General features: G+C 65.2%; 18 protein-coding genes and 1 pseudogene. 5 read left to right on the forward strand and 14 right to left on the reverse strand.

Annotated features, from left to right (window positions below; all coding sequences use genetic code 11):
* Window positions 1–62: 62 nt before the first annotated feature.
* Window positions 63–1,264, forward strand: a pseudogene (locus tag GDN70_RS28410) (MFS transporter).
* Here GDN70_RS28410 and ccoS read toward each other — a convergent pair.
* The 10 genes from ccoS to GDN70_RS28460 form a co-directional block, all read right to left on the reverse strand.
* The gene (ccoS, locus tag GDN70_RS28415; protein WP_008138466.1) at window positions 1,261–1,428 is read right to left on the reverse strand and encodes a cbb3-type cytochrome oxidase assembly protein CcoS; all 168 of its coding nucleotides are present in this window, start codon (window positions 1,426–1,428) and stop codon (window positions 1,261–1,263) included. The pseudogene GDN70_RS28410 and the gene ccoS sit on opposite strands and share 4 nt — an antisense overlap.
* Window positions 1,428–3,617: a cation-translocating P-type ATPase gene (locus GDN70_RS28420; RefSeq protein WP_028143082.1), complete on the reverse strand. Its 2,190-nt coding sequence runs from the start codon at window positions 3,615–3,617 to the stop codon at window positions 1,428–1,430. Before GDN70_RS28420 ends, ccoS begins: the two co-directional genes overlap by 1 nt.
* Window positions 3,618–3,628: 11 nt before the next feature.
* Window positions 3,629–4,114: a FixH family protein gene (locus tag GDN70_RS28425; RefSeq protein WP_028143083.1), complete on the reverse strand. Its 486-nt coding sequence runs from the start codon at window positions 4,112–4,114 to the stop codon at window positions 3,629–3,631.
* 15 nt (window positions 4,115–4,129) lie between these two features.
* On the reverse strand, window positions 4,130–5,596 hold the full coding sequence (gene ccoG / locus GDN70_RS28430) for a cytochrome c oxidase accessory protein CcoG (RefSeq protein WP_028143084.1): 1,467 nt from the start codon (window positions 5,594–5,596) through the stop codon (window positions 4,130–4,132).
* 112 nt (window positions 5,597–5,708) lie between these two features.
* The gene (gene ccoP / locus GDN70_RS28435) at window positions 5,709–6,584 is read right to left on the reverse strand and encodes a cytochrome-c oxidase, cbb3-type subunit III (protein WP_028143085.1); all 876 of its coding nucleotides are present in this window, start codon (window positions 6,582–6,584) and stop codon (window positions 5,709–5,711) included.
* A 6-nt stretch (window positions 6,585–6,590) separates the two neighbouring features.
* On the reverse strand, window positions 6,591–6,755 hold the full coding sequence (locus GDN70_RS28440; RefSeq protein ID WP_018322742.1) for a cbb3-type cytochrome c oxidase subunit 3: 165 nt from the start codon (window positions 6,753–6,755) through the stop codon (window positions 6,591–6,593).
* A 13-nt stretch (window positions 6,756–6,768) separates the two neighbouring features.
* Window positions 6,769–7,503 carry a cytochrome-c oxidase, cbb3-type subunit II gene (ccoO, locus tag GDN70_RS28445; protein ID WP_018322741.1) on the reverse strand — a complete coding sequence of 245 codons (735 nt, stop codon included), beginning with the start codon at window positions 7,501–7,503 and terminating at the stop codon, window positions 6,769–6,771.
* Window positions 7,504–7,514: 11 nt separating this feature from the next.
* Window positions 7,515–9,164 carry a cytochrome-c oxidase, cbb3-type subunit I gene (gene ccoN / locus GDN70_RS28450; RefSeq protein WP_028143086.1) on the reverse strand — a complete coding sequence of 550 codons (1,650 nt, stop codon included), beginning with the start codon at window positions 9,162–9,164 and terminating at the stop codon, window positions 7,515–7,517.
* Window positions 9,165–9,381: 217 nt separating this feature from the next.
* Complete coding sequence (locus tag GDN70_RS28455; protein WP_028143087.1) at window positions 9,382–9,807, reverse strand: HPP family protein; 426 nt, start codon at window positions 9,805–9,807, stop codon at window positions 9,382–9,384.
* A 34-nt stretch (window positions 9,808–9,841) separates the two neighbouring features.
* Complete coding sequence (locus tag GDN70_RS28460) at window positions 9,842–10,675, reverse strand: universal stress protein (RefSeq protein ID WP_028143088.1); 834 nt, start codon at window positions 10,673–10,675, stop codon at window positions 9,842–9,844.
* A gap of 200 nt (window positions 10,676–10,875) precedes the next feature.
* Here GDN70_RS28460 and fixL point away from each other — a divergent pair, with 200 nt between their 5' ends.
* From fixL to GDN70_RS28480, 4 genes are all read left to right on the forward strand, one after another.
* The gene (gene fixL, locus GDN70_RS28465; protein ID WP_028143089.1) at window positions 10,876–12,393 is read left to right on the forward strand and encodes a sensor protein FixL; all 1,518 of its coding nucleotides are present in this window, start codon (window positions 10,876–10,878) and stop codon (window positions 12,391–12,393) included.
* Window positions 12,394–12,410: 17 nt separating this feature from the next.
* Window positions 12,411–13,028, forward strand: coding sequence for a response regulator FixJ (gene fixJ, locus GDN70_RS28470; RefSeq protein ID WP_028143090.1), 618 nt, complete (start codon window positions 12,411–12,413; stop codon window positions 13,026–13,028).
* Between the two features lie 73 nt (window positions 13,029–13,101).
* On the forward strand, window positions 13,102–13,518 hold the full coding sequence (locus tag GDN70_RS28475; RefSeq protein ID WP_028143091.1) for a response regulator transcription factor: 417 nt from the start codon (window positions 13,102–13,104) through the stop codon (window positions 13,516–13,518).
* 103 nt (window positions 13,519–13,621) lie between these two features.
* Entirely contained in the window at window positions 13,622–14,320 is a 699-nt protein-coding gene (locus GDN70_RS28480) for a helix-turn-helix domain-containing protein (protein WP_038946979.1), read from the forward strand.
* A 68-nt stretch (window positions 14,321–14,388) separates the two neighbouring features.
* Here GDN70_RS28480 and GDN70_RS28485 read toward each other — a convergent pair whose 3' ends face one another.
* From GDN70_RS28485 to GDN70_RS28500, 4 genes are read right to left on the reverse strand one after another with little or no spacing between them, the layout of a single operon-like run.
* Entirely contained in the window at window positions 14,389–15,675 is a 1,287-nt protein-coding gene (locus tag GDN70_RS28485; protein ID WP_028143093.1) for an MFS transporter, read from the reverse strand.
* Between the two features lie 23 nt (window positions 15,676–15,698).
* The gene (locus GDN70_RS28490) at window positions 15,699–16,217 is read right to left on the reverse strand and encodes a PRC-barrel domain-containing protein (RefSeq protein WP_028143094.1); all 519 of its coding nucleotides are present in this window, start codon (window positions 16,215–16,217) and stop codon (window positions 15,699–15,701) included.
* 20 nt (window positions 16,218–16,237) lie between these two features.
* Window positions 16,238–18,442 carry an amylo-alpha-1,6-glucosidase gene (locus GDN70_RS28495; RefSeq protein WP_028143095.1) on the reverse strand — a complete coding sequence of 735 codons (2,205 nt, stop codon included), beginning with the start codon at window positions 18,440–18,442 and terminating at the stop codon, window positions 16,238–16,240.
* Window positions 18,443–18,500: 58 nt separating this feature from the next.
* Entirely contained in the window at window positions 18,501–20,264 is a 1,764-nt protein-coding gene (locus GDN70_RS28500; RefSeq protein ID WP_028143096.1) for an ABC transporter ATP-binding protein, read from the reverse strand.
* Window positions 20,265–20,375 lie beyond the last annotated feature (111 nt).

The following is a 20,375-nucleotide window of genomic DNA, read 5'->3' on the forward strand; positions in this document are numbered from 1 at the left end:
TTATGGATGAGGCGCCCGCGATCCCCATGCCGGGCGCCAAATCCTCACAGGACAATCACGCCATGACCGATCTTTCCGCACCGATCAACCGGCCGCGATGACGATGGAGGCGCACTCGCCGGGTCTGGCGCTACGCTCGCTCGTGATCGGCCTCACCGCGTTCCTGACCGTTGTCGATCTCTTCGCAACGCAGGCGATCCTGCCCTCGCTGACCCGCCATTACGGCGTCACGCCCGCAGCGATGGGCTTTGCCGTCAACGCCAGCACGTTCGGCATGGCCACAGCCAGCCTCGTGGTTGGCTTTCTCAGCCCGCATATCGACCGCCGGACCGGCATCCTGCTCAGCTTGATGCTGCTCGCACTCCCGACCAGCCTGCTGGCGATCGCGCCAAATCTCGCCGTGTTCACCGTCCTGCGCGTCGCACAGGGCCTGTGCATGGCCTCCGCCTTCGCGCTCACCCTCGCCTATCTCGGCGAGCAATGCAGCGCGATGGACGCCGGCGGCGCCTTTGCCGCCTACATCACCGGCAATGTCGCGAGCAATCTCGTCGGCCGGGTGATCTCGGCCGCCGTTGCAGACGGCCTGGGCCTTGCCTGGAACTTCTATCTGTTCGCAGCTCTCAATCTGGCCGGCGCGGTGCTGGTCTACTTCACGATTCGACGCCTGCAGCCGATGCATGCGATGATGCCGACTGCTTCGCCGCTCAAAGCCACCATCGCGCATTGGCGCAATCCGCGATTGCGTGCGGCCTACGGCATCGGCTTCTGCATCCTGTTCGCCTTCATCGGTACCTTCACCTTCGTCAATTTCGTCCTGGTCCGACCGCCGCTGTCGCTCGGCATGATGGATCTTGGCCTTGTCTATCTGGTGTTCCTGCCCTCGGTCGTCACGACCTTGCTGGCGGGACGGGTCGCCTCACGCATCGGAGCGCGCCCGACGATCTGGGGCTCGCTCGCCGTTGCCGGCATCGGCCTGCCGCTGATGCTGACTGCGCGGCTGCCTGAAGTGCTCACCGGAATGGTGCTCGTCGCGGTCGGAACCTTCTTTGCACAGGCGGCGGCCACCGGCTTCGTCGGGCAGACGGCGACCGAGAACCGTGGGGTCGCCAGCGGCACCTATCTTGCGTGCTATTTCTGTGGAGGGCTCGTCGGCACAGCCGTTCTCGGCCGACTGTTCGATGCCTTCGGCTGGCACGCTTGCGTGACGGGCGTGGGCATAGCCCTTGCGGCCGCTGGCCTGCTCGCGCTGAACTTGAAGCGCTAGCGCTTGACTGGGGCTTCCTGCGGCGGCTCGTCATCGGCGATGGCGCGCCAGGCGGCACCATCGAGATCGTCGTACTGGCCGCTCCGGAGCGACCAGAGAAAGGCGACGAGACCGGCGCCGCCGAGCATCAACGCCAGCGGGACCAAAATGACCAGAATCTCCATTACACGATCTCCCGCGAGGTGCTGCGCGCCCGCAGCGAATTCAGCATGACCAGGATCGAGGATCCGCTCATGGCCGCAGCCGCGATCAGGGGCGTCACGACGCCACTGATCGCAACCGGCACCGCGAGCACATTGTAGCCGATCGCAAGCCAGAGGTTTTGCCGCATCAAATGCAGCGCCTTGCGCGAGGCGTCGATGGCCGCAACCACCGGAGCCAGCGGCCGGCCGAGGAAGACGAGATCGGCGGTGGCCTGGCTCAGATGCGCGGCCGAGATCGGCGACATCGAGACATGGGCTGCCGCGAGCGAAGGCGCGTCGTTCATGCCGTCGCCCACCATCAGCACCTTGGCGCCGCGCTGCTTCAATTCCTCGATCCGTGCGATCTTGTCGGCCGGCGTGACGCCGGCGCGCCATTCGGGGATTTCGAGCGCGTGAGCCGCGGCCTTCACCGCCGGCTCGCGGTCGCCGGAGAGAATCTCGATGCCGATATTGCGCGCCTTCAGCGCCGCGATCACAGCTTGCGCGTCCGGACGCAGGCCCTGGCGGACCGAGAGCACGAACCTCTCGCTGCCCTTGCTGAACGCGACGATGGAGGCTTCGGGATCGACGACGGTGCTGCCAACCAGCGCCTCCGCGCCGCAGAAGGAGGGTCGGCCAAGGCGAAGCTCGACGCCGTCCACGGTCGCACGGACGCCCTGCCCGGCCTCTTCGACCGCACCGACAACAGGCGATTTGGCGGCGGCGGCCTGCGCCACGGCGGCGGCCACCGGATGATGGCTCGACAGCGCGAGCCGGCCGGCGAGCTCGAAGATGTCGGCGGGGATGTTGGCGGCATTCATCACTTCGAGATCGGGCAGCGTCAGCGTGCCCGTCTTGTCGAAGATGACATGGTCGGCTTCGGCCAGCCGCTCGATCGCGTCGCCGGAATTCAGCAGCACGCCGGACTTGAACATTGCGCCGGAGGCGATGGTCTGCACGGTCGGAATGGCAAGCCCCAGCGCGCAGGGACAGGTGATGATCAGCACGGCGACGCCCGTCACGATCGCATCATGCCAGGACGCGCCGGCAATGACCCAACCGAGGATGGTGATGAACGCGGTCGCATGCACCACCGGCGCATACAGCCGCGAGGCGCGGTCGGCGAGGCGCATATAGCGCGAGCGCGCCTGGAGCGCGTTGTCGAGCAGCCGCGTGATCTCGGCGAGCAGCGTCGCCTCGGACGCGGCTGAAACCCGCACCCGCAGCGTGCCGGAGATGTTCATGGAGCCCGCATAGACCGGCGTGCCCTGCTCGGCCGTGACGTAGAGCGTCTCGCCGGTGATCAGGCTCTGGTCGATCTCGGAACGGCCCTCGATCACGGTGCCATCGACCGCGCAACGCTCGCCGGGCCGGAGCAGCACGATGTCGCCGGGATTAATCGCGGCCACCGGCACCTGCGATATCTCGTCGGGACCGATGAACTTGGCCGCCGTCTCCGCCTTCAGCGCGGCGAGATTGCCGGCGACTGCGCGGGTGCGCCGCCGCATGTTCTGGTCGAGGAAGCGGCCGACGAGCAGGAAGGTCAACAGCATGATCGCTGCGTCGAAATAGGCGTGTTCGGCGTGGTGGAAGGTCTCGACCACGGACATGCCGAGCGCCAGGATCACGCCGATCGAGATCGGCACGTCCATGTTGGTCGTCTTCGCCGACAGCGCACGCCAGGCCGAGCGGAAGAACGGCTGGCCGGCATAAGCCGCCGCCGGCAATGCGATCAGCGCCGACAGCCAGTGGAAGAAGTCGCGCTGCTCGGGCAGCATGTCCGAGACGTTGCCCGACCACACCGGGATCGACAGCATCATCACGTTCATCGTGGCGAACGCCGCGACACCGAGGCAGCGCAGCAGGAAGCGCGATTCGGCGACCTCCGCCACCTCCGCGCTCTCGGTCTCGAACGGATAGGCCTTGTAGCCGAGCTCCTCGAGGCGATCGATGAAACGGCCGGGGTCGAGCGTACCCGCCTTCCATTCCAGCGCGACGCGGCGATCGGTGAGGTTGACGCGCGCCAGCGTGACGTCGGGGATGGCGGACAGGCCGCGTTCGATCTTGGCCATGCAGCCGGCGCAGTGAACGCCTTCGACCGCGAGATCGATATGCTGGACGCCCTCGCCCGCGGTCCGGACGTAGTGCGAGAAATCCCGCGTGACGTGCATGTCGAAGTCCTTCAGTTCAGGATCACGCGGTTGCGCGACAGGAACACGCGCGTTCCCCGCGCCTCGCCCTCGATCACCAGGTCCCACTGGCCCGGCGCGACGGACGCGGCATCGCCGCGATAGAGGCCGATGCCGGCTTCGGTGAGCTCGACGGCGAAATCGGCGCGCTTGTCAGTCGGCCGCTCCAGCCGGCCGCCGAATTTCAGTCCGGCGATCGGCTGGCCGCCGGCATCGCGCGCCTCGACCTGAACCACCGCGCCGCCGTCGTTGCGGCGTTCGATATGGGCGTTGACCTTCCATTTGCGCGCGGCCTGGTCCTGCGCCGCCGAAATCTCGCGGTCGTAGGTCAGGCCCGCGGCATAGGGGCTGTCGACCTCGGTGCCGGGCAGCGTCGCGATCGCCAGCTTCATCATCGTGACGTTGACGCCGATCACGAGGCCGAAGAAGGCGACCAGCATCAGGAAGACCTTGGTTCCGGTCAGCGGCTTGGATGACATGACGGTCTCCTGGATTTACGGCGCGACGAAATTGTCGGTGGCGCTCGCGGCGACACCCAGTCCGATATCCATGACGTGGAAGCGGACCGGAATCGACTTCTCCGGATTGTTTTCGGCCGGCGCGGTGACGAGCAACCGCAGCTCGCTGGTGGAGTCGCGCGGGATCACGATGATCGGCCGATCCGGCGTCACCGAATCGACGCCGACGACGTGCATCGTGGGATTGGCTGGCCCCTCCACGTCGATGGCGATGGCGCGGTCGTAGCCGCTCTTGTTCAGCAGCCGCACCGTATAGGCGTTGCGGATCGAGCCGTCGCTGAGCTTGACCGCGACCGGATTGCGGTCATGCAGCACGTTGACGTCGAGCAGGCTGCGGGTCGCGAGCGTATAGACCATGAAGCCGCCGATCGCCGCGATGATCGCGCTGTAGACGATGGTGCGTGCCCGGACGATCCGGTAGATCGGCGCCTTGCCCTCCTGGCGTCGATGGATGTTGATGTCGTTGTCGTAGCCGATCAAGCGCTTCGGCCGGCCGATCTTCGTCATCACGTTGTCGCAGGCGTCGATGCAAAGGCCGCACTGGATGCATTCCATCTGCGGTCCGTTGCGAATGTCGATTCCGGTCGGGCAAACCGCGACGCACTGGTAGCAATCGACGCAATCGCCAACCTGCTCGCCGAGCGCGCGCAGCTCGGCGGCCTTCTTGACCGAGGTACGCTTCTCGCCGCGGTCGTAGCGGTAGGTGACGTTCAGCGCCCATTCGTCGGTGAGCGCGGCCTGGATGCGCGGCCACGGGCACATATAGGTGCAGACCTGCTCGCGCATGTAGCCGGCGAGCAGATAGGTCGAGGCCGTGAGAATGCCGATCCAGATATAGGCGATCATCGGCCCCTGGAAGGTGACGAGCTCCTTCACCAGGGTCGGTGCGTCGTTGAAGTAGAGCACCCAGGCGCCACCGGTCCACCAGGCGATCATGAGCCAGATCGAATGCTTGAGCACGATCTCGGAGATCCGCTCGAGCTTCAGCGGGTCGGACGATTTGTCCTTCTTCATCCGCTCGCGCCGGTCACCTTCGATCAGACGCTCGACGGCATAGAACAGGTCGGTCCACACCGTCTGCGGACAGAGATAGCCGCACCAGATGCGGCCGCCGACCGAGTTCATCAGGAATAGCGCCACCGCGGCCACGATCAACAGGCCGGTGAAGTAGTAGACCTCCTGCGGCCACAGCTCGATGAAGAAGAAGTAGAAGCGGCTGTTGGGAAGATCGATCAGCACCGCCTGGCTGGGGGCGCCGAGGCCGCGGTTCCAGCGCACGAACGGCAGGAAATAATAGACGCCGAGGCAGATCGCCATCAGGCTCCATTTGATCCGGCGGAACGTGCCGGAGACGCTCTGGGGATAGACCTTCTTGTGGGCTGCGTAGAGCGGCCCGTTGTCATCATCCAATGTGAGGTCTTTGGGGTTCACGGTCTTGTTCATCGCCTGGAGCTTCTCGAAAAGGTGCGATTGAACCTAGACCCGACACCGCCGCGTCAGTTGATCCAGCTCAAACGGGGGCACTTTTGTTCACCCCCGTCTGCAGCGAGATCTGCTATTTTCCACCGCCCAGCGAATGAACGTAGACCGCCATTGCCTTGATGGTGGCGGGATCGAGCCGCCCTTCCCAGGCCGGCATGACGCCGGCACGGCCCTGGCTGATGGTCTCGATCAGGGCCGCCTCGTCGGAGCCGTAGAGCCAGATCTTGTCGGTCAGGTTCGGGGCCCCCATCTCCTGGTTGCCCTTGCCGCCGTCGCCGTGGCAGGCGACGCAATTCTCCGCAAAGATCTTCTCGCCCTTGGCGGCATCGAAGCCGTTACGGGTCGAAAGGCCCGCCAGCGACCGCACGTAGTTGGCGACCGTGACGATCTCGTCGGACTTCAGCACACCGTCCTTGCCGAAGGCGAGCATCTGGCCCTCATGGGTCTTGGCATGACCGGAGCGCGCGCCGAACTGGATGGTCTGCATGATCTGGTCGAGCGTGCCGCCCCACAGCCAGTCGTCGTCGTTCAGGTTCGGATAGCCCTTGGCGCCGGCGGCGCCGGAGCCGTGGCAGGGCGCGCAATTGTCGCCGAACACGGTCTTGCCCTTGGCGCGGGCGAGCGCCAGCAAGGCCGGATCCTTCTCGATGTCGGCGAGCGAGGCTGCGCCCAGCGCCGCCATCTTGTCACCGCGGATCTTCTCGAGGTTGGCGAGCTCGACCGCGACGTCGGCGCGCGAGGAGTAGCCGAACATGCCCGTAGTATTGCTTTGGATCAGCGGCCAGGCCGGATAGACGATCCAGTAGCCGATCGACCAGATGATGGTGAGGTAGAACGAGATCACCCACCAGCGCGGCAGCGGTGTGTTGAGCTCCTTGATACCGTCCCACTCGTGTCCGGTCGTGGACTTGCCGGAGACGGAATCGATGTCGCTATGATGATCGGTCATGGTCTCTCACTCCTCCCGCAACGGCAGGTGCGCTGCTTCGTCGAAGACAGCCTTGTTACGGGGCCAAAATGCGTAGGCGATGATCGCGAGAAAGATCGCGACGAACACCGGGGTCCAGATCGTCGTCACGAGCTCGGACGCTAGATTATGGACTGACAGGATAGCTTTCATCGTTCATGCCTTCTCAGCGAAGATTGGCTTTCTCGTTGTAGATCTTGAAGTCGACCAGCGTGCCGAGCATCTGCAGGTACGCAACCAGCGCGTCCATCTCGGTCGGCGTGCCGGCCTTGCCGTCGAAATTGCGCACGACGGCTTTGGCGTAGCGCTTGTTGAAGGCGTCGCCGCCGGAATTGTCCGGGTCGGCCTGGGCCTTCATGTCGGCGCCCGCGTTGGCGATCTGGTCGTCCGTGTACGGCGTGCCGACGGCCTTCAGCGTGCGCATGTGGTCGGCGATCGTGTCCGGGTCGACCTCGGTCTGGCTGAGGAACGGATAGCCCGGCATCACCGACTGCGGCACGATCGCGCGCGGGTTGGTCAGATGGGTGACGTGCCAGTCGTCGGAATACTTTGCGCCAACTCGGGCAAGGTCTGGACCGGTGCGCTTCGAGCCCCACTGGAACGGATGGTCGTACATGCTCTCGGCGGCGAGCGAGAAGTGGCCGTAGCGCTCGACCTCGTCGCGCAGCGGGCGGACCATCTGCGAGTGACAGAGATAGCAGCCCTCGCGAACGTAGACGTTGCGGCCCGCCAGCTCCAGCGGCGTGTAGGGCCTGACCCCGTCGACCTTCTCGATCGTGCTCTTGAGGTAGAACAGCGGGGTGATCTCGACGAGACCGCCGATCGCGATCACCAGCAGGATGCCGACGATCAGGATGATCGAGTTCTTTTCGAAGATTTGGTGGCGTGTCCAGAACGACATGGTGGAGCTCCTCATTCCGCCGGCTGAAGAGCGACGGGCATCTGGACTTCCGCCTCGCCGACGCGAACGGTCATCCAGAGGTTATAGGCCATGATCAACGAGCCGATCAGGAACAGCCCGCCGCCGGCGGCGCGGATGATGTAGAAGGGATGCATCGCCTCGACCGTCTCGATGAAGGAATATTCGAGGAAGCCGAGCGAAGTGTAGGCGCGCCACATCAGACCCTGGAGGATGCCGGACACCCACATCGCCGAGATGTAGAGGACGATACCGAGGGTCGCGACCCAGAAGTGCCAGTTGACGAGCTTCAGGCTGTAGAGCCCCTTGCGATTCCAGGCCCACGGCACCAGGCAGTAGAGCGCGCCGAAGGACACGAAGCCGACCCAGCCGAGCGCGCCGGAGTGCACGTGGCCGATGGTCCAGTCGGTGTAGTGGCTGAGCGAGTTGACCACCTTGATCGACATCATCGGACCTTCGAAGGTCGACATGCCGTAGAAGGCGACGGAGACGACGAGCATGCGCAGCACGGGATCGGTGCGCAGCTTGTCCCAGGCACCCGACAGCGTCATCAGACCGTTGATCATGCCACCCCAGGAGGGCATCCACAGCATGATCGAGAAGGTCATGCCGAGCGTCTGCGTCCAGTCGGGCAGCGCCGTGTAGTGCAGATGGTGGGGACCTGCCCAGATGTAGAGGAAGATCAGTGCCCAGAAGTGGATGATCGACAGCCGGTAGGAATAGATCGGCCGTTCGGCGCGTTTCGGGATGAAGTAGTACATGATGGCGAGGAAGCCGGCGGTCAGGAAGAAGCCGACCGCGTTGTGGCCGTACCACCACTGGAACATGGCGTCCTGGATGCCGCCCCAGGCGACGTAGGACTTCGAGCCGAACACCGAGACGGGAAGCGCCGGGTTGTTGCCGAGATGCAGCACCGCGATCGTCACGATGAAGGCGAGATAGAACCAGTTCGCGACGAAGATGTGCGGTTCCTTGCGCTTGATGACCGTGCCGAGGAAGACGAGCAGATAGGTCACCCAGACGATCGTCAGCCACAAATCGGCATACCATTCCGGCTCGGCATATTCCTTCGACTGGGTGACGCCGAGCAGATAGCCGGTGCCGGCGACGAGAATGAAGAAATTGTAGCCCACCACGACGAACCAGGGCGCGAGGTCGCCGGCGAGGCGCGCGCGGCAGGACTTCTGCACCACGTAGAACGATGTGCCGATCAGCACATTGCCGCCGAAGGCGAAGATCACGGCGGAGGTGTGCAGCGGCCGCAGCCGGCCGAAGCTGGTCCAGGGCAGATCGAAATTCAGCGCGGGCCAGGCCAGCTGAGAGGCGATGATGAGGCCGACGAGGAAGCCCGCGATGCCCCAGAACATCGCCATGAAGGCGGTGAACTTGATCGGCCCCATGTTGTAGTTGGGGCGGCCGTTGATCTCCGCCGGCGGCAGCGTAGCCGGCCGGTCGAGGTAGCGATTGACGATGACGAACACTGCGGCAAGGCTCGCTGCCGCACTGAGCGCGGCATGGAAGGCGAACGGCGCATCCAGCGCCTTGGCCGAGGCGATCACGCAGAGGAAGGCGGTGACTGCGAACACGACAGCCAGGCCGCTTTCACCGATGGACATGGATTTGGAAATGGAGGGCTGGCTCATGCGGATTCTCTCTGAAAGAACACAGCGCCAGAAACCACATTCACCCTCACTCGGAATTGATTGAAATCAAGACAGGCATTTAAGTTCTACGTAGCCGGCGATGATCCTTTTGGTTCCCCTTGAAATCTCGACCCGCGAGCACCCGGCGTGACGCGCAAACGGGAATAGCCTCCGTATAATCACGGAGGCGACAATGAAATCGATCAGGGATAGTCCGTCAGTCGCGCGCGGTCGCCTTCAGCGCCGCGATGACATCCTCGCGGGCGATGATTCCGACCAGCTTCTGCGCACCGTCGAGCACGATGATGCTCCTGATGCGGTGCTCCACCATGATCTGGAGCACGCGCGTCAGCCGCGTGTCGGGGCTGACATAGATGAACTCGGGCGTCATGACGTCGCCGATCTTGCGGCTCATCAGGTCGTGATAGCGGGGCAGCATCTGGCTCGGCGTGAAGGCGAAGCACTTCAGGATGTCGAATTTGGTGACGATGCCGACCACCTGCCCGTCGTCCTCGACCGGATAGGAGTTGAAATCATCGGTCTCGAACATCTCGCTGAGCTCGAGCAGGTCACGGTCGCGCTGCACCGCCTTGACGTTGCGCGTCATGTAGCCGTCGACGGTTTGTTCAAGAAATCTGTACACGGCGCGTCCTCCTCGATTCGATTCTGGCCGGCCGTCAGTGCGACAGCAGCACGCTGCGGGCGGTCTGCGTGACCAGATATTGGGTGACGCCTCCCAGGATCAGTTCACGAAATCTCGAATGACCATAGGCGCCCGCAACGATCAGGCCGGCATCGACGTCGCCGGCGACTTTCTCCAATTGCGCGGCGGCGGTTTCGTTCCGGGCGCCTTCGTAGATGCGCGCGGTCGCGGTGACGCCGTGGCGGGCGAGCCAGGCGGCAACGTCGGTGACGCCGGCCATCACGACCGAACGGTCGTCGTCGCGCTCCGGAATTGTGGTGATGGTGACGTCCCTCGCCTTGCGCAGCATCGGCAGCGCGTCGGACACGGCCCGCCGGGCCTCCGGCGTGTCCTTCCACGCCACCAGCACATTCCGCAGATCGAGCCAATTGACCCGATCGGGGACGACGAGAAGCGGACGGCCGGCCTGCATCACCAGGTCCTTGGGGCTCGCGAGCGCGAACGCATCGGAGAAGGCCGGGCTCTGCCCGCCGCTGACCACGATGTCGGCGCAGCGCGCCTGCGCCAGGACGAATCGCGCCGGAAAGTCCATGGCGCTGCGCCACTCCGCATATCCGCCGCGATTCCTGGTGGCGGCGCGGAACTGCGCCTCGAGGCCAGCCAGCCGCCGCTTGACCGAAGCTTCGCCCTCGTCGATCAGCGCTTGCGCCTCGGCGCCGTCGGTGAAATAGAGCGGCGGCGCGAACTGGGCCGCGGCGACCCCGACGATATCAGCCTCGAATCGTTCGGCGAGCTCGCCCGCGACCTGAAGACGCGCTTCGTTGGACTGGTCGAGCGCCAGGCTGACCATCACCGTCGCGTATGTCATCGGAATTCTCCAGTGCAAAGACTTTGGTGAAATTTACGCCTGCCTCCGCACATCGGGATGAGATAGATCAAGGAGGGCGCCGGCGCTCGACTTGCCGTCAATCGGCAAACCGACAGAACTTGCCTCCGGCCCGGCCTTAGGCGACATTAGGGGAGCGGTAACCGCGTCCGGAGCCGCCGCATCAGGATGAGGAGCATCATTTGTCGCCGACCCGCGTAACGCACTCGCAGGACGACGGTCGGGGCGAACGATTTCGCGTTCGGATCGAGGGGTTCGGCGTCGGCACCTGGGACCTCGACCTCGCGACACGGGAATTGGACTGGTCCGATACCGCCAGGGCTCTGCTCGGCGCCGAACCGGGTCAGCCGGCGAGCTACGATCTCTTCCTGTCGCGGCTTCAACCGACCGATAGGGAGCGGGTCGAGAGCGCAATCAAGCGCGTTTCCGAGCGTGGCGGCAGCTTTGACGTGTCTTTCAAGGTCGCGCACCCCTCAGGCAACGGGCAATGGATTCGCGCCCGAGCCGGACTCATTCGGGACGAAGCCGGCACGGCGCGTCATCTCAGCGGCATCTTTCTCGACATCGACGAGGAAAAGCAGGTGGAGGAGGCGCTGCGCACGCGCGAGACCCACCTCCGCTCGATTCTTCATACTATTCCCGACGCCATGATCGTCATCGACGGCCACGGCATCATGCAGCTGTTCAGCACGGCTGCGGAGCGCCTGTTCGGCTGGTCCGAGCACGAGGCGATCGGTCAGAACGTCAGCATTCTGATGCCGGAGCCTGATCGCACCCGCCACGACGGCTACATCGCCCGCTACCGCTCCACGAACGATCCGCACATCATCGGCATCGGCCGCATCGTGACCGGCAAGCGCCGCGACGGCACGACATTTCCGATGCACCTGTCGATCGGAGAGATGGAATCCGCCGGCGAGCCCTATTTCACCGGATTCGTCCGCGACCTCACCGAGCACCAGCAGACCCAGGCCCGGCTCCAGGAATTGCAATCCGAGCTCGTCCACGTCTCGCGACTGACTGCGATGGGCGAAATGGCCTCCGCGCTCGCCCACGAGCTCAATCAGCCACTGGCCGCGATCAGCAACTACATGAAGGGATCGCGGCGGCTGCTCGCCGGCAGCACCGACGCGAACACGCCGAAGATCGAAAGCGCGCTGGATCGCGCGGCGGAGCAGGCCTTGCGCGCCGGCCAGATCATCCGGCGCCTGCGCGACTTCGTCTCGCGCGGCGAGTCGGAGAAGCGGGTCGAGAGCCTGTCCAAGCTGATCGAGGAGGCCGGCGCGCTCGGGCTTGCCGGCGCGCGCGAGCAGAACGTACAGCTCCGCTTCAGCCTCGATCCCGACGCCGATCTCGTCCTCGCCGACCGGGTGCAGATCCAGCAGGTGCTGGTCAATCTGTTCCGCAACGCGCTGGAGGCGATGGCGCAGTCGCCGCGCCGCGAGCTCGTCGTCGCCAACACCCGCGTCGCCGACGACATGATCGAGGTGGAGGTCTCCGACACCGGCTCCGGCTTCCAGGGCGACGTCATTCCAAACCTGTTTCAAACCTTCTTCACCACCAAGGAAACCGGCATGGGCGTGGGACTGTCCATCAGCCGCTCGATCATCGAGGCTCACGGCGGCCGCATGTGGGCCGAGAGCAATGCATCGGGCGGCGCGACATTCCGCTTCACCTTGCCGGCGACCGCCGAGAACTGACTGACGAGAACCGATTCATGACGACCAAGGGACATGTCTACGTCATCGACGACGATGCGGCGATGCGGGATTCGCTGAACTTCCTGCTGGATTCCGCCGGCTTCGGCGTCACGCTGTTCGACAGTGCGCAGAGCTTCATCGACGCCCTGCCCGGCCTCGCCTTCGGCTGCGTCGTCTCCGACGTGCGCATGCCGGGACTCGACGGGATCGAGCTGCTCAAGCGGATGAAGGCGCAGCAAAGCCCGTTTCCGATCCTGATCATGACCGGTCATGGCGACGTGCCGCTCGCAGTCGAGGCGATGAAGCTGGGGGCGGTCGACTTCCTGGAAAAGCCGTTCGAGGACGACCGCCTCACCACGATGATCGAATCGGCGATCCGCCAGGCCGAGCCCGCCGCCAGGAGCGAGGCCGTCACGCAGGACATCGCCGCCCGCGTCGCCTCCTTGAGTCCCCGGGAGCGCCAAGTCATGGAGGGGCTGATCGCGGGCCTGTCCAACAAGCTGATCGCCCGCGAATACGACATCAGCCCGCGCACCATCGAGGTCTACCGCGCCAACGTCATGACCAAGATGCAGGCCAACAGCCTGTCGGAGCTGGTCCGCCTCGCAATGCGCGCCGGCATGCTCAACGATTGAGGCAAGTCGGATAGGGGCAAACGGGATTGAGGCAAGTCAAGGCCCCTTCCCGGCGCCGTGCTAGCCAAGCAGCATGATCGAGGTCGGTTCACATCATGAGCGGCCGTCGTCCTCAGCGCTCCCCACCGTCTACGTGGTCGATGATGATGCCGCCGTCCTGGGCTCTCTGCGGTTCCTGCTGGAAACCGACGGCTTTGCCGTGCGGACCTTCAGGAGCGGCACCGCGCTGCTCAACGCCGGCGGCGCGCGCGGGGCGGACTGCTACGTGATCGACTACAAGATGCCCGACATCAACGGCATCGAGTTGGCGGGCCGCCTGCGCGAGGCCGACCGCGGCGCCCCCGTGATCCTGATCACCGGCTATCCGGACGAGAACATCTCGACCCGGGCGGCCGCGGCGGGCGTCAAAGACGTGGTTTTGAAGCCGCTTCTCGACGAAAACCTGATCAAGCGCATCCGCCGGGCCATTCAGGACCGCCCCCGCGCGTGACCTACGGGATTCTACGTAGGTAGACCCCCTTAAGATATCGCTCGAAATTTTCGAAGCCCCCGATACCGCGTACCAAAGCGTCATCACAACGGAGATGGCGCAGATGCTCACCCAGACCCTCAACACCCAGGCGATCAACACCCAGATTGTTGGCAAGATCGCCCCAGGCCATCCCGTTACCGACCAGTTCGGCGCCATCACCGGCCATGTCGGCCTCGTCGCCACCGAGTTCTCCTACCGCAAGGACGAGGAGATCTATGGCGAGGACGAGCCGGCCGAATATGTCTACCAGGTCGTGTCCGGCGCAGTGAGCAGCTACAAGCTCCTGTCCGACGGCCGCCGCCAGATCGGCGCCTTCCATCTTCCCGGCGACGTGTTCGGCCTCGAATCCGGTCCGGCTCACCGCCTTGCTGCCGAAGCCATCATCGACACCACCGTGCGCCTCGTGAAGCGCGCCAGCCTCGAGAAGGCCGCCGGCACCGACGTCCAGGTCGCCCGCAAGCTCTGGGCCATGACCGCCTCGGAGCTGCGCCATGCCGAGGATCACATGCTGCTGCTGGGCCGCAAGACCGCGATGGAGCGCGTTGCGACCTTCCTGCTCGAAATGGACCGCCGCCTCGCCGTTGCCGGCATGATGGCGCTGCCGATGTGCCGCCGCGACATCGGCGACTATCTCGGCCTCACCCTCGAAACCGTGTCGCGCGCGCTGTCGCTGCTTCACGCCCAGGGGATTCTGGGCTTCTCCGGCGCCCGCCAGATCGTGCTGCGCAACCGCCAGCGCCTGCAACATCTCGACGCCTGATCTTCCTCCTCCCTACCCACTTGGCCGGCCGAACGCGTTTCGGCCGGCCATTTTCTTTGGGCCTCGAATCATGCCGTGCGCCGCGTCTCCGGCATCACGAACAGAATCAGCAAGAGCCCGGTCGCGGCAACGCCGGACAGCCCGATGAAGGCGGTCGCATTGCCGAACTTGTCGCTGACATAGCCTCCGAGCGCAGTGCTTAAGGACGCGCCGATGCCGATCGCAGTGCCGACGATGCCCTGCGCCAGGTTGAAATGGCCGCTGCCGAAGGCGACATCGGCCACGATCAGCGGAATCATCACCGCGAACACCGCCGCAGTGAGGCCGTCGAACACCTGCACTGCGACCAGCAGATACGGATCACGCACGGTCGCAAACAGCAGGCCGCGAATCGTCAGCGCGCCGAATCCGATCAGGAGCAACGGCCGCCGGCCCCACGCTTGCGCCTTGCGCCCGACCGTCGGCGACAGCAGCGCCACGATCGCTTGCGGAACGACGATGCAAAAGGCGACGAGCACCGTCGCCCATTGGGCGGACCGCGCCGTCACAGCGCTCGCCATCAGCGGCATCATCGCGGCATTCGCCAGCTGCAACAACAGCACGCTGAGGGCGAAGACGATGAGCGGCCGCTGCCGGATCAGGTGCCAGATATTGGTGTCGCCACGGTCCGCCGCTTCGCGCGGCATCTCGCCGTGGCAGCGCGCAATGTCGACCTCGTGCTCGCGGATGCGCGAGAGGGCGATCAGGGTCGGAATCGCGAGTAGGAATGTGACCAGGAAGACCGAGCGGCTCGACAGCAGATAGCCCGCGGTGCCCATCACCGCCGCCGCTACGCCGTTGCCGAGCGAGGCAAAGCGCGCGTTGCGGCCGAGCCGCTCGCCGATCGCGAGCGGGCCGACGAGGCCAAGGCTGATCGCCGCAATCGCCGGCCCCAGCACGCAGCTCGCCGCCGCATGCAGGGTGGCCGCGGCCACCACCACCGGAAAGATCGGCATCGCGGCATAGGCCAGCGCGCAAGCGCCGATGGTGGCGATCGCAAGGGCGGCGACCAGTCGCTCCGATTTGGCGGCATCGATGATCGCCCCGCCCGGCATCTGCCCGATCAACGCGACGATACCGCCGATCGACAGCACGAGGCCGATCTCGACCTGGGTCCATTTCTGGGTCGTCAGATAGACTGCGATGAAGGGACCGAATCCGGTCTGCACGTCGGCGAGGAAGAAGATGAACCAGTCGAGGCCACGCAGGCTCTGGCGCGACGGCGCAGGAATGCCCGCGGCCGATGGCGCGGTGACGTTGTCCTGCTCGGCGCGGCCGTCACGATCCGCATGGTTCGGCTTCCTCGACAACAGCACAGGCGGTCAGCCCTCCCGGCACCTCACTGGATCGCTTGCAGCGGTTGAAGGCTGCCGGACGCGCCGAGCACGACGATCGGCGTGTCTTCCTTGTATTCCGGCGCGGCCGCGACCTGCGCCTTGGTCAGTTCCAGCGTGATGCTGTCCTTCTTGTTGGCAATCTTGCCGAAGCGCAATGCGTTCCAATCCACCACGATCTTGCGGCTGCCGACCCCGAGAAATCCGCCGAAATCGATGGCCGCGGCGCGGACATGGCCGCCGCGGTCGACGATGACGTCGACGATGCGACCCATGTCCTCATCCGCGGCGCTACGCACGTCGCGGCCGAGCACGCCATGGGCCTCGCTCGCGCCGATGATGGTCACCGACGGCGGCGGCGCGGCGTCCTTCGGCGTGACCGGGACGGCCGAGGTCGGCGACGCTGCCGTCGGCGCTTTCGCCTCGCTCTGCCCTGCAGGCGGCTCCTCTGCGGCGCGCGACGTGGCCACCGCCAGGCCCGCGACGATGGCTATGCCAAGGATCAACGCTCCGATCGCACGCATGACACTCTCCCTGCGCGCCGCTAGCGCGCCAGCACGATCGACACCTGGATCTGGCCGCGCGTGCGCAAGACTTCCAGCGCCACGTCGTCGCCGTGTCGGCTGACACGAAGATCGACACTGGATTCGCCGAGCCTGAGATCGCGCAGGATCACCTCGTTGAGGAACGCCGGCAGATGCGGGTTGCGCAGGCGAATCTCGCTGCGCGCCACGTCGAACTCGATGCCGAGCGCCGCCTCCAGCAGCGTGAACGGCGTCGCGCTGGCCCAGGCCTGCGGCGCGCAGGCGACCGGATAGAGCGTCGGGCCACGGCGCTTCTCGCGCCGGAAGCCGCAGAACAATTCGGGCAACCGGCGCAGGTCCATATAGGTGGCGGCGTCGAACAGCCCCTTGAAGACATGCGCGACCGAATGCTTGAGGCCGTAGCGCGCGAGCCCGAGCGCGATCAGCGCGTTGTCGTGCGGCCAGATCGACCCGTCATGATAGGACATCGGGTTGTAGCGCACTTCACCGACAGCGACCGTACGAATGCCCCAACCCGAGAAGAAATGCGGCCGCATCAAATCGGCGGCGACGAGGCGGGCACGGTCCTCGCGGATCATGCCGCTGAACAGCACCTGTCCGGCGTTCGAGGTCCGCACCTTGCAGGGCCGCTTCTTGCCGTCGAGGGCGGGAGCGTAGCTGCCGAGCTCCTCGCACCAGAACGCCTTCTCGAAGCGCTCAGCCAGCGTCCTGGCTTCGGCCTCGAGCTTACGCGCACGGTCCGGCTTGCCGAGCCTCAGCGCGCAACGCGCAGCGAGCAGCTTGGCTGCGTAGACGTAGCCCTGGACTTCGGCGAGCGCGATATTGCCTTCCGCAAGCTGGCCGTCGGCATGGAAGATCGCATCGTACGAGTCCTTCCAGCCCTGGTTGGCGAGCCCTTTCTCGGTCGCGCGCTGGTATTCGACGAAGCCGTCCTGGTCCGGATCGCCGGGACCGTCGATCCAGGCCAGCCCCGCCTCGATCGCCGGCCATAGCTCGATCAAGGTCTTCTCGTCCCCGGTCCGCTCGAAATAGCTCCCGGCGAGCAGCACGAACAGCGCGGTCGAATCGACGCTGCCATAATATTGCGCGAACGGCACCTCGCGCAGCGCCGCCATCTCGCCGCCGCGCATCTCATGCAGGATCTTGCCGGGCGCGGCATCGGCGAGCGGATCTGTCGCCTTGGCCTGGAAATGCGCGAGCCGGCGCAACACGCCCTTGGCGACGCGCGGATCGACCCACAGCATCTGGAGCGCGGTGATCAGGCCATCTCGGCCGAACGTCGTCGAGTACCAGGGAATGCCGGCATAGGGATAACGCCCCTGCGGCGTCTCCGTCATCAGCATGTTGAGGTCGGCCATGGCCTGGCACAGCACCTCGTTGAAGATGTTGTTCGAGGTCTCGATGCTGGCGGCGCCCATCGTGGACCGGCGCATCTCGCGGCGATGGGCGAGCAGGCCCCTGAAGAAGCGTGCGGGCTTCTCCGCGACCGGCCGGTTGCAGGATACGGCGACGAACAGCGATTTGGATTCATGCGGGTCCAGCTCGATCTGCCAGGTCGCGGCATTCACCGACAGCCGCGTCGGACGCGGGTCGAAATGCAGGCCGGTGGTGCGCTCGGTGTCGTCGAGGCCGCGATATTCGAACAGGACGTCGGTCGGCCCGAGCAATTTGCTCGTGCCGGTCCCGCGGCGCGGGCGGCGCTCGCCGCGGACCTCGAACAGATCGGCAAAATCGTTGTCGAACAGCAACGTCAGCTCGAAACTGGCCCGCCCGTCGCCGTGGTTCTGCACGCCGATGCGCTGATAGGCCGTGCCGCGCCACAGGAAGATCGTGCGCACGATGTGCAGCAGGTCCTTCTGGAAGACGAGGCGGCCCTGACGGTAGATGTCGGGATTGGTGAGATCGACGGTGAGCGACGAATTATCGTCGCGCAGATTGGAGCCGAGCAGCAGCGGCTGGAGGTCGTCGAGCACGAGCTCCAGCCGCGCCAGATAGCGGGTGTCGTAGTGAAACAGACCGTCCGGCCCGCCGGCGGAGGCGCCGATGTCGCCATGGCTGTCGAGCACGATGAAGGTGTCGTCGTGCTTTAGGGACCGCCGCGGCCGGGCCGACGGCCCGGTCATGGGAATGTAGAAAGGCTGTTCCGCAACCTGTTCGGAGGTGCGCGTCACGGAGACGAATTGGGCTACGGCTTCGGCCGACATGAGCTGCTCCCCTGCGCTTGTTTCGAAACGCAACCGACTCGAGAACGCGACTGTGGGTTTACGCGGCGGCTTGCGCGAGCCGGCTCATTTCCCGCGTGACCAGCTCACGATATGGCCCGTGGCCCTGCATCAGACGCTCCGGCGAGCCGTCCTCGATGATCTTACCATGCTTCAGCACCACCACGCGGTCGAAATTGCGCAGCGTCGCCAACCGGTGCGCGATCGCGATGACGGTCCGGCCGCGCATAAGGCGCGACAGTGCCTCGCGGATCGCTTCCTCGGACTCGCTGTCGAGCGCGGCGGTCGCCTCGTCCAGCAGCAGGATCGGCGCATCCTTCAGGAAGGCGCGCGCGATCGCGATGCGCTGGCGCTGGCCGCCGGACATCTTGACGCCGCGGTCGCCGACCATGGTGTCGAGGCCATCGGGCAGGCTCTCGACGAAATCGCAGCGTGCTGCGATCGCCGCGCGCAGCACTTCGTCATCGGTCGCATTCGGCCGACCATAGCGGATATTCTCGCGGATGGAACGGTGGAACAGGGAAATGTCCTGGGGCACCACGGAGATCGCCTCGCGCAGGCTCTGCTGCGTGACCTTCGAAATGTCCTGGCCGTCGATCGTGATGCTGCCCTCGTCGGTATCGTAGAAGCGCTGCAGCAGCGTGAACAGTGTGGACTTGCCGCCGCCGGATTGGCCGACCAGGCCGACGCGCTGGCCGGGCTGGAGCCGCAGGCTGAAGCGCTCGAAGATCTTCTCGCCGCCGGGATAGCCGAAGGTGACGTTATTGTACGCGATCGCGGCGCCGCTCTTGACCAGGGGCTCCGCCTCGGGATGATCACGCAATTCGTGCGGCACCAGCAGCGTGGCGATCGCCTCGGTCAGCCGCGCAACGTGCTGGGTTACGTCGACCAGCGCCACCGCAAGGTCGCGCGTCGCGCTCAGGATGGAGATACCGAGCGTACAGACCAGCACCACGTCGCCGGTGGTCGCCTCGCCCTGCTGCCAGAGCGTGACCGCCCAGGCCATCAGCGCGATCGTCAGAAGCACGGTCACAGCGGCATGCAGCAGCCGCAGCTTTTCCAGATAACGCAGGCTGCGGCTTCGCGCGGTCAGTTCCCGGCTCACGGTCGCGTCGAACCGCTCGTGCTCGTGGCCGATACCGCAGAAGGCCCGCACCAGGGGCATGTTGCTGATGACGTCGATCATCTCGCCGTCGACGACGGCGGCCTTGTCGGCGAAATCGTCATGCAGCGGCTTGCCCGCGGCGGCGAGGCGGAACATCGCAACCACCATGCCGCCGGCAATCACGATCAGGCCAAGCGCCATGTAAGGACTGACGGTTCCAATCAGGGCGATTGCCGCAATTGTGGCAATGCAGGGCGGCAAAACGTTCCAGACGAACATGTTCTCAACCGTGAACACCGCGTTCGACGTCGCGGTGATACGGCTCGTCAGCATGCCGGGCATCCGGTCCGAGAAGTAGCTCGGCGCGTGTCCGGTCAGATGACGAAATATGTCACGTCGTAAGTCTCCCGTGACACGAACGAAGGTGAAGCTCGCCGTCCAGCTCGCGATCCGCCACAGGAAGTTGTCAGCGGCGATCAGCGACATGAGTAAAATGAATGCCAGCCATACGCCGCCGCCTTGCGAAGGACCCGCAGACAAGGCGTCGACAAGGGATTTGACCCCGTATTGGGTGCCTACGGAGCAGGCAACCGCCGCAACGACCGCGGCCAGGATCACCAGATGCGATGCCATTCGCATCCGAAGATAGCGCAAGACAAAGGCAAATGGCCTGCGCGCGTATCCAGAAAGATGATCCATATGGCTATCGCCCCGTTTGCTGGTCTTCATTTTGTTACTGATCGACTGAACATCGACCAGTTCGCCTCGGTTCCCGGGCAACCTCATCACGACATGCGGATGCGGACGATC

Source organism: Bradyrhizobium sp. TM102, assembly GCF_009176685.1.
Lineage (GTDB): Bacteria > Pseudomonadota > Alphaproteobacteria > Rhizobiales > Xanthobacteraceae > Bradyrhizobium > Bradyrhizobium ottawaense.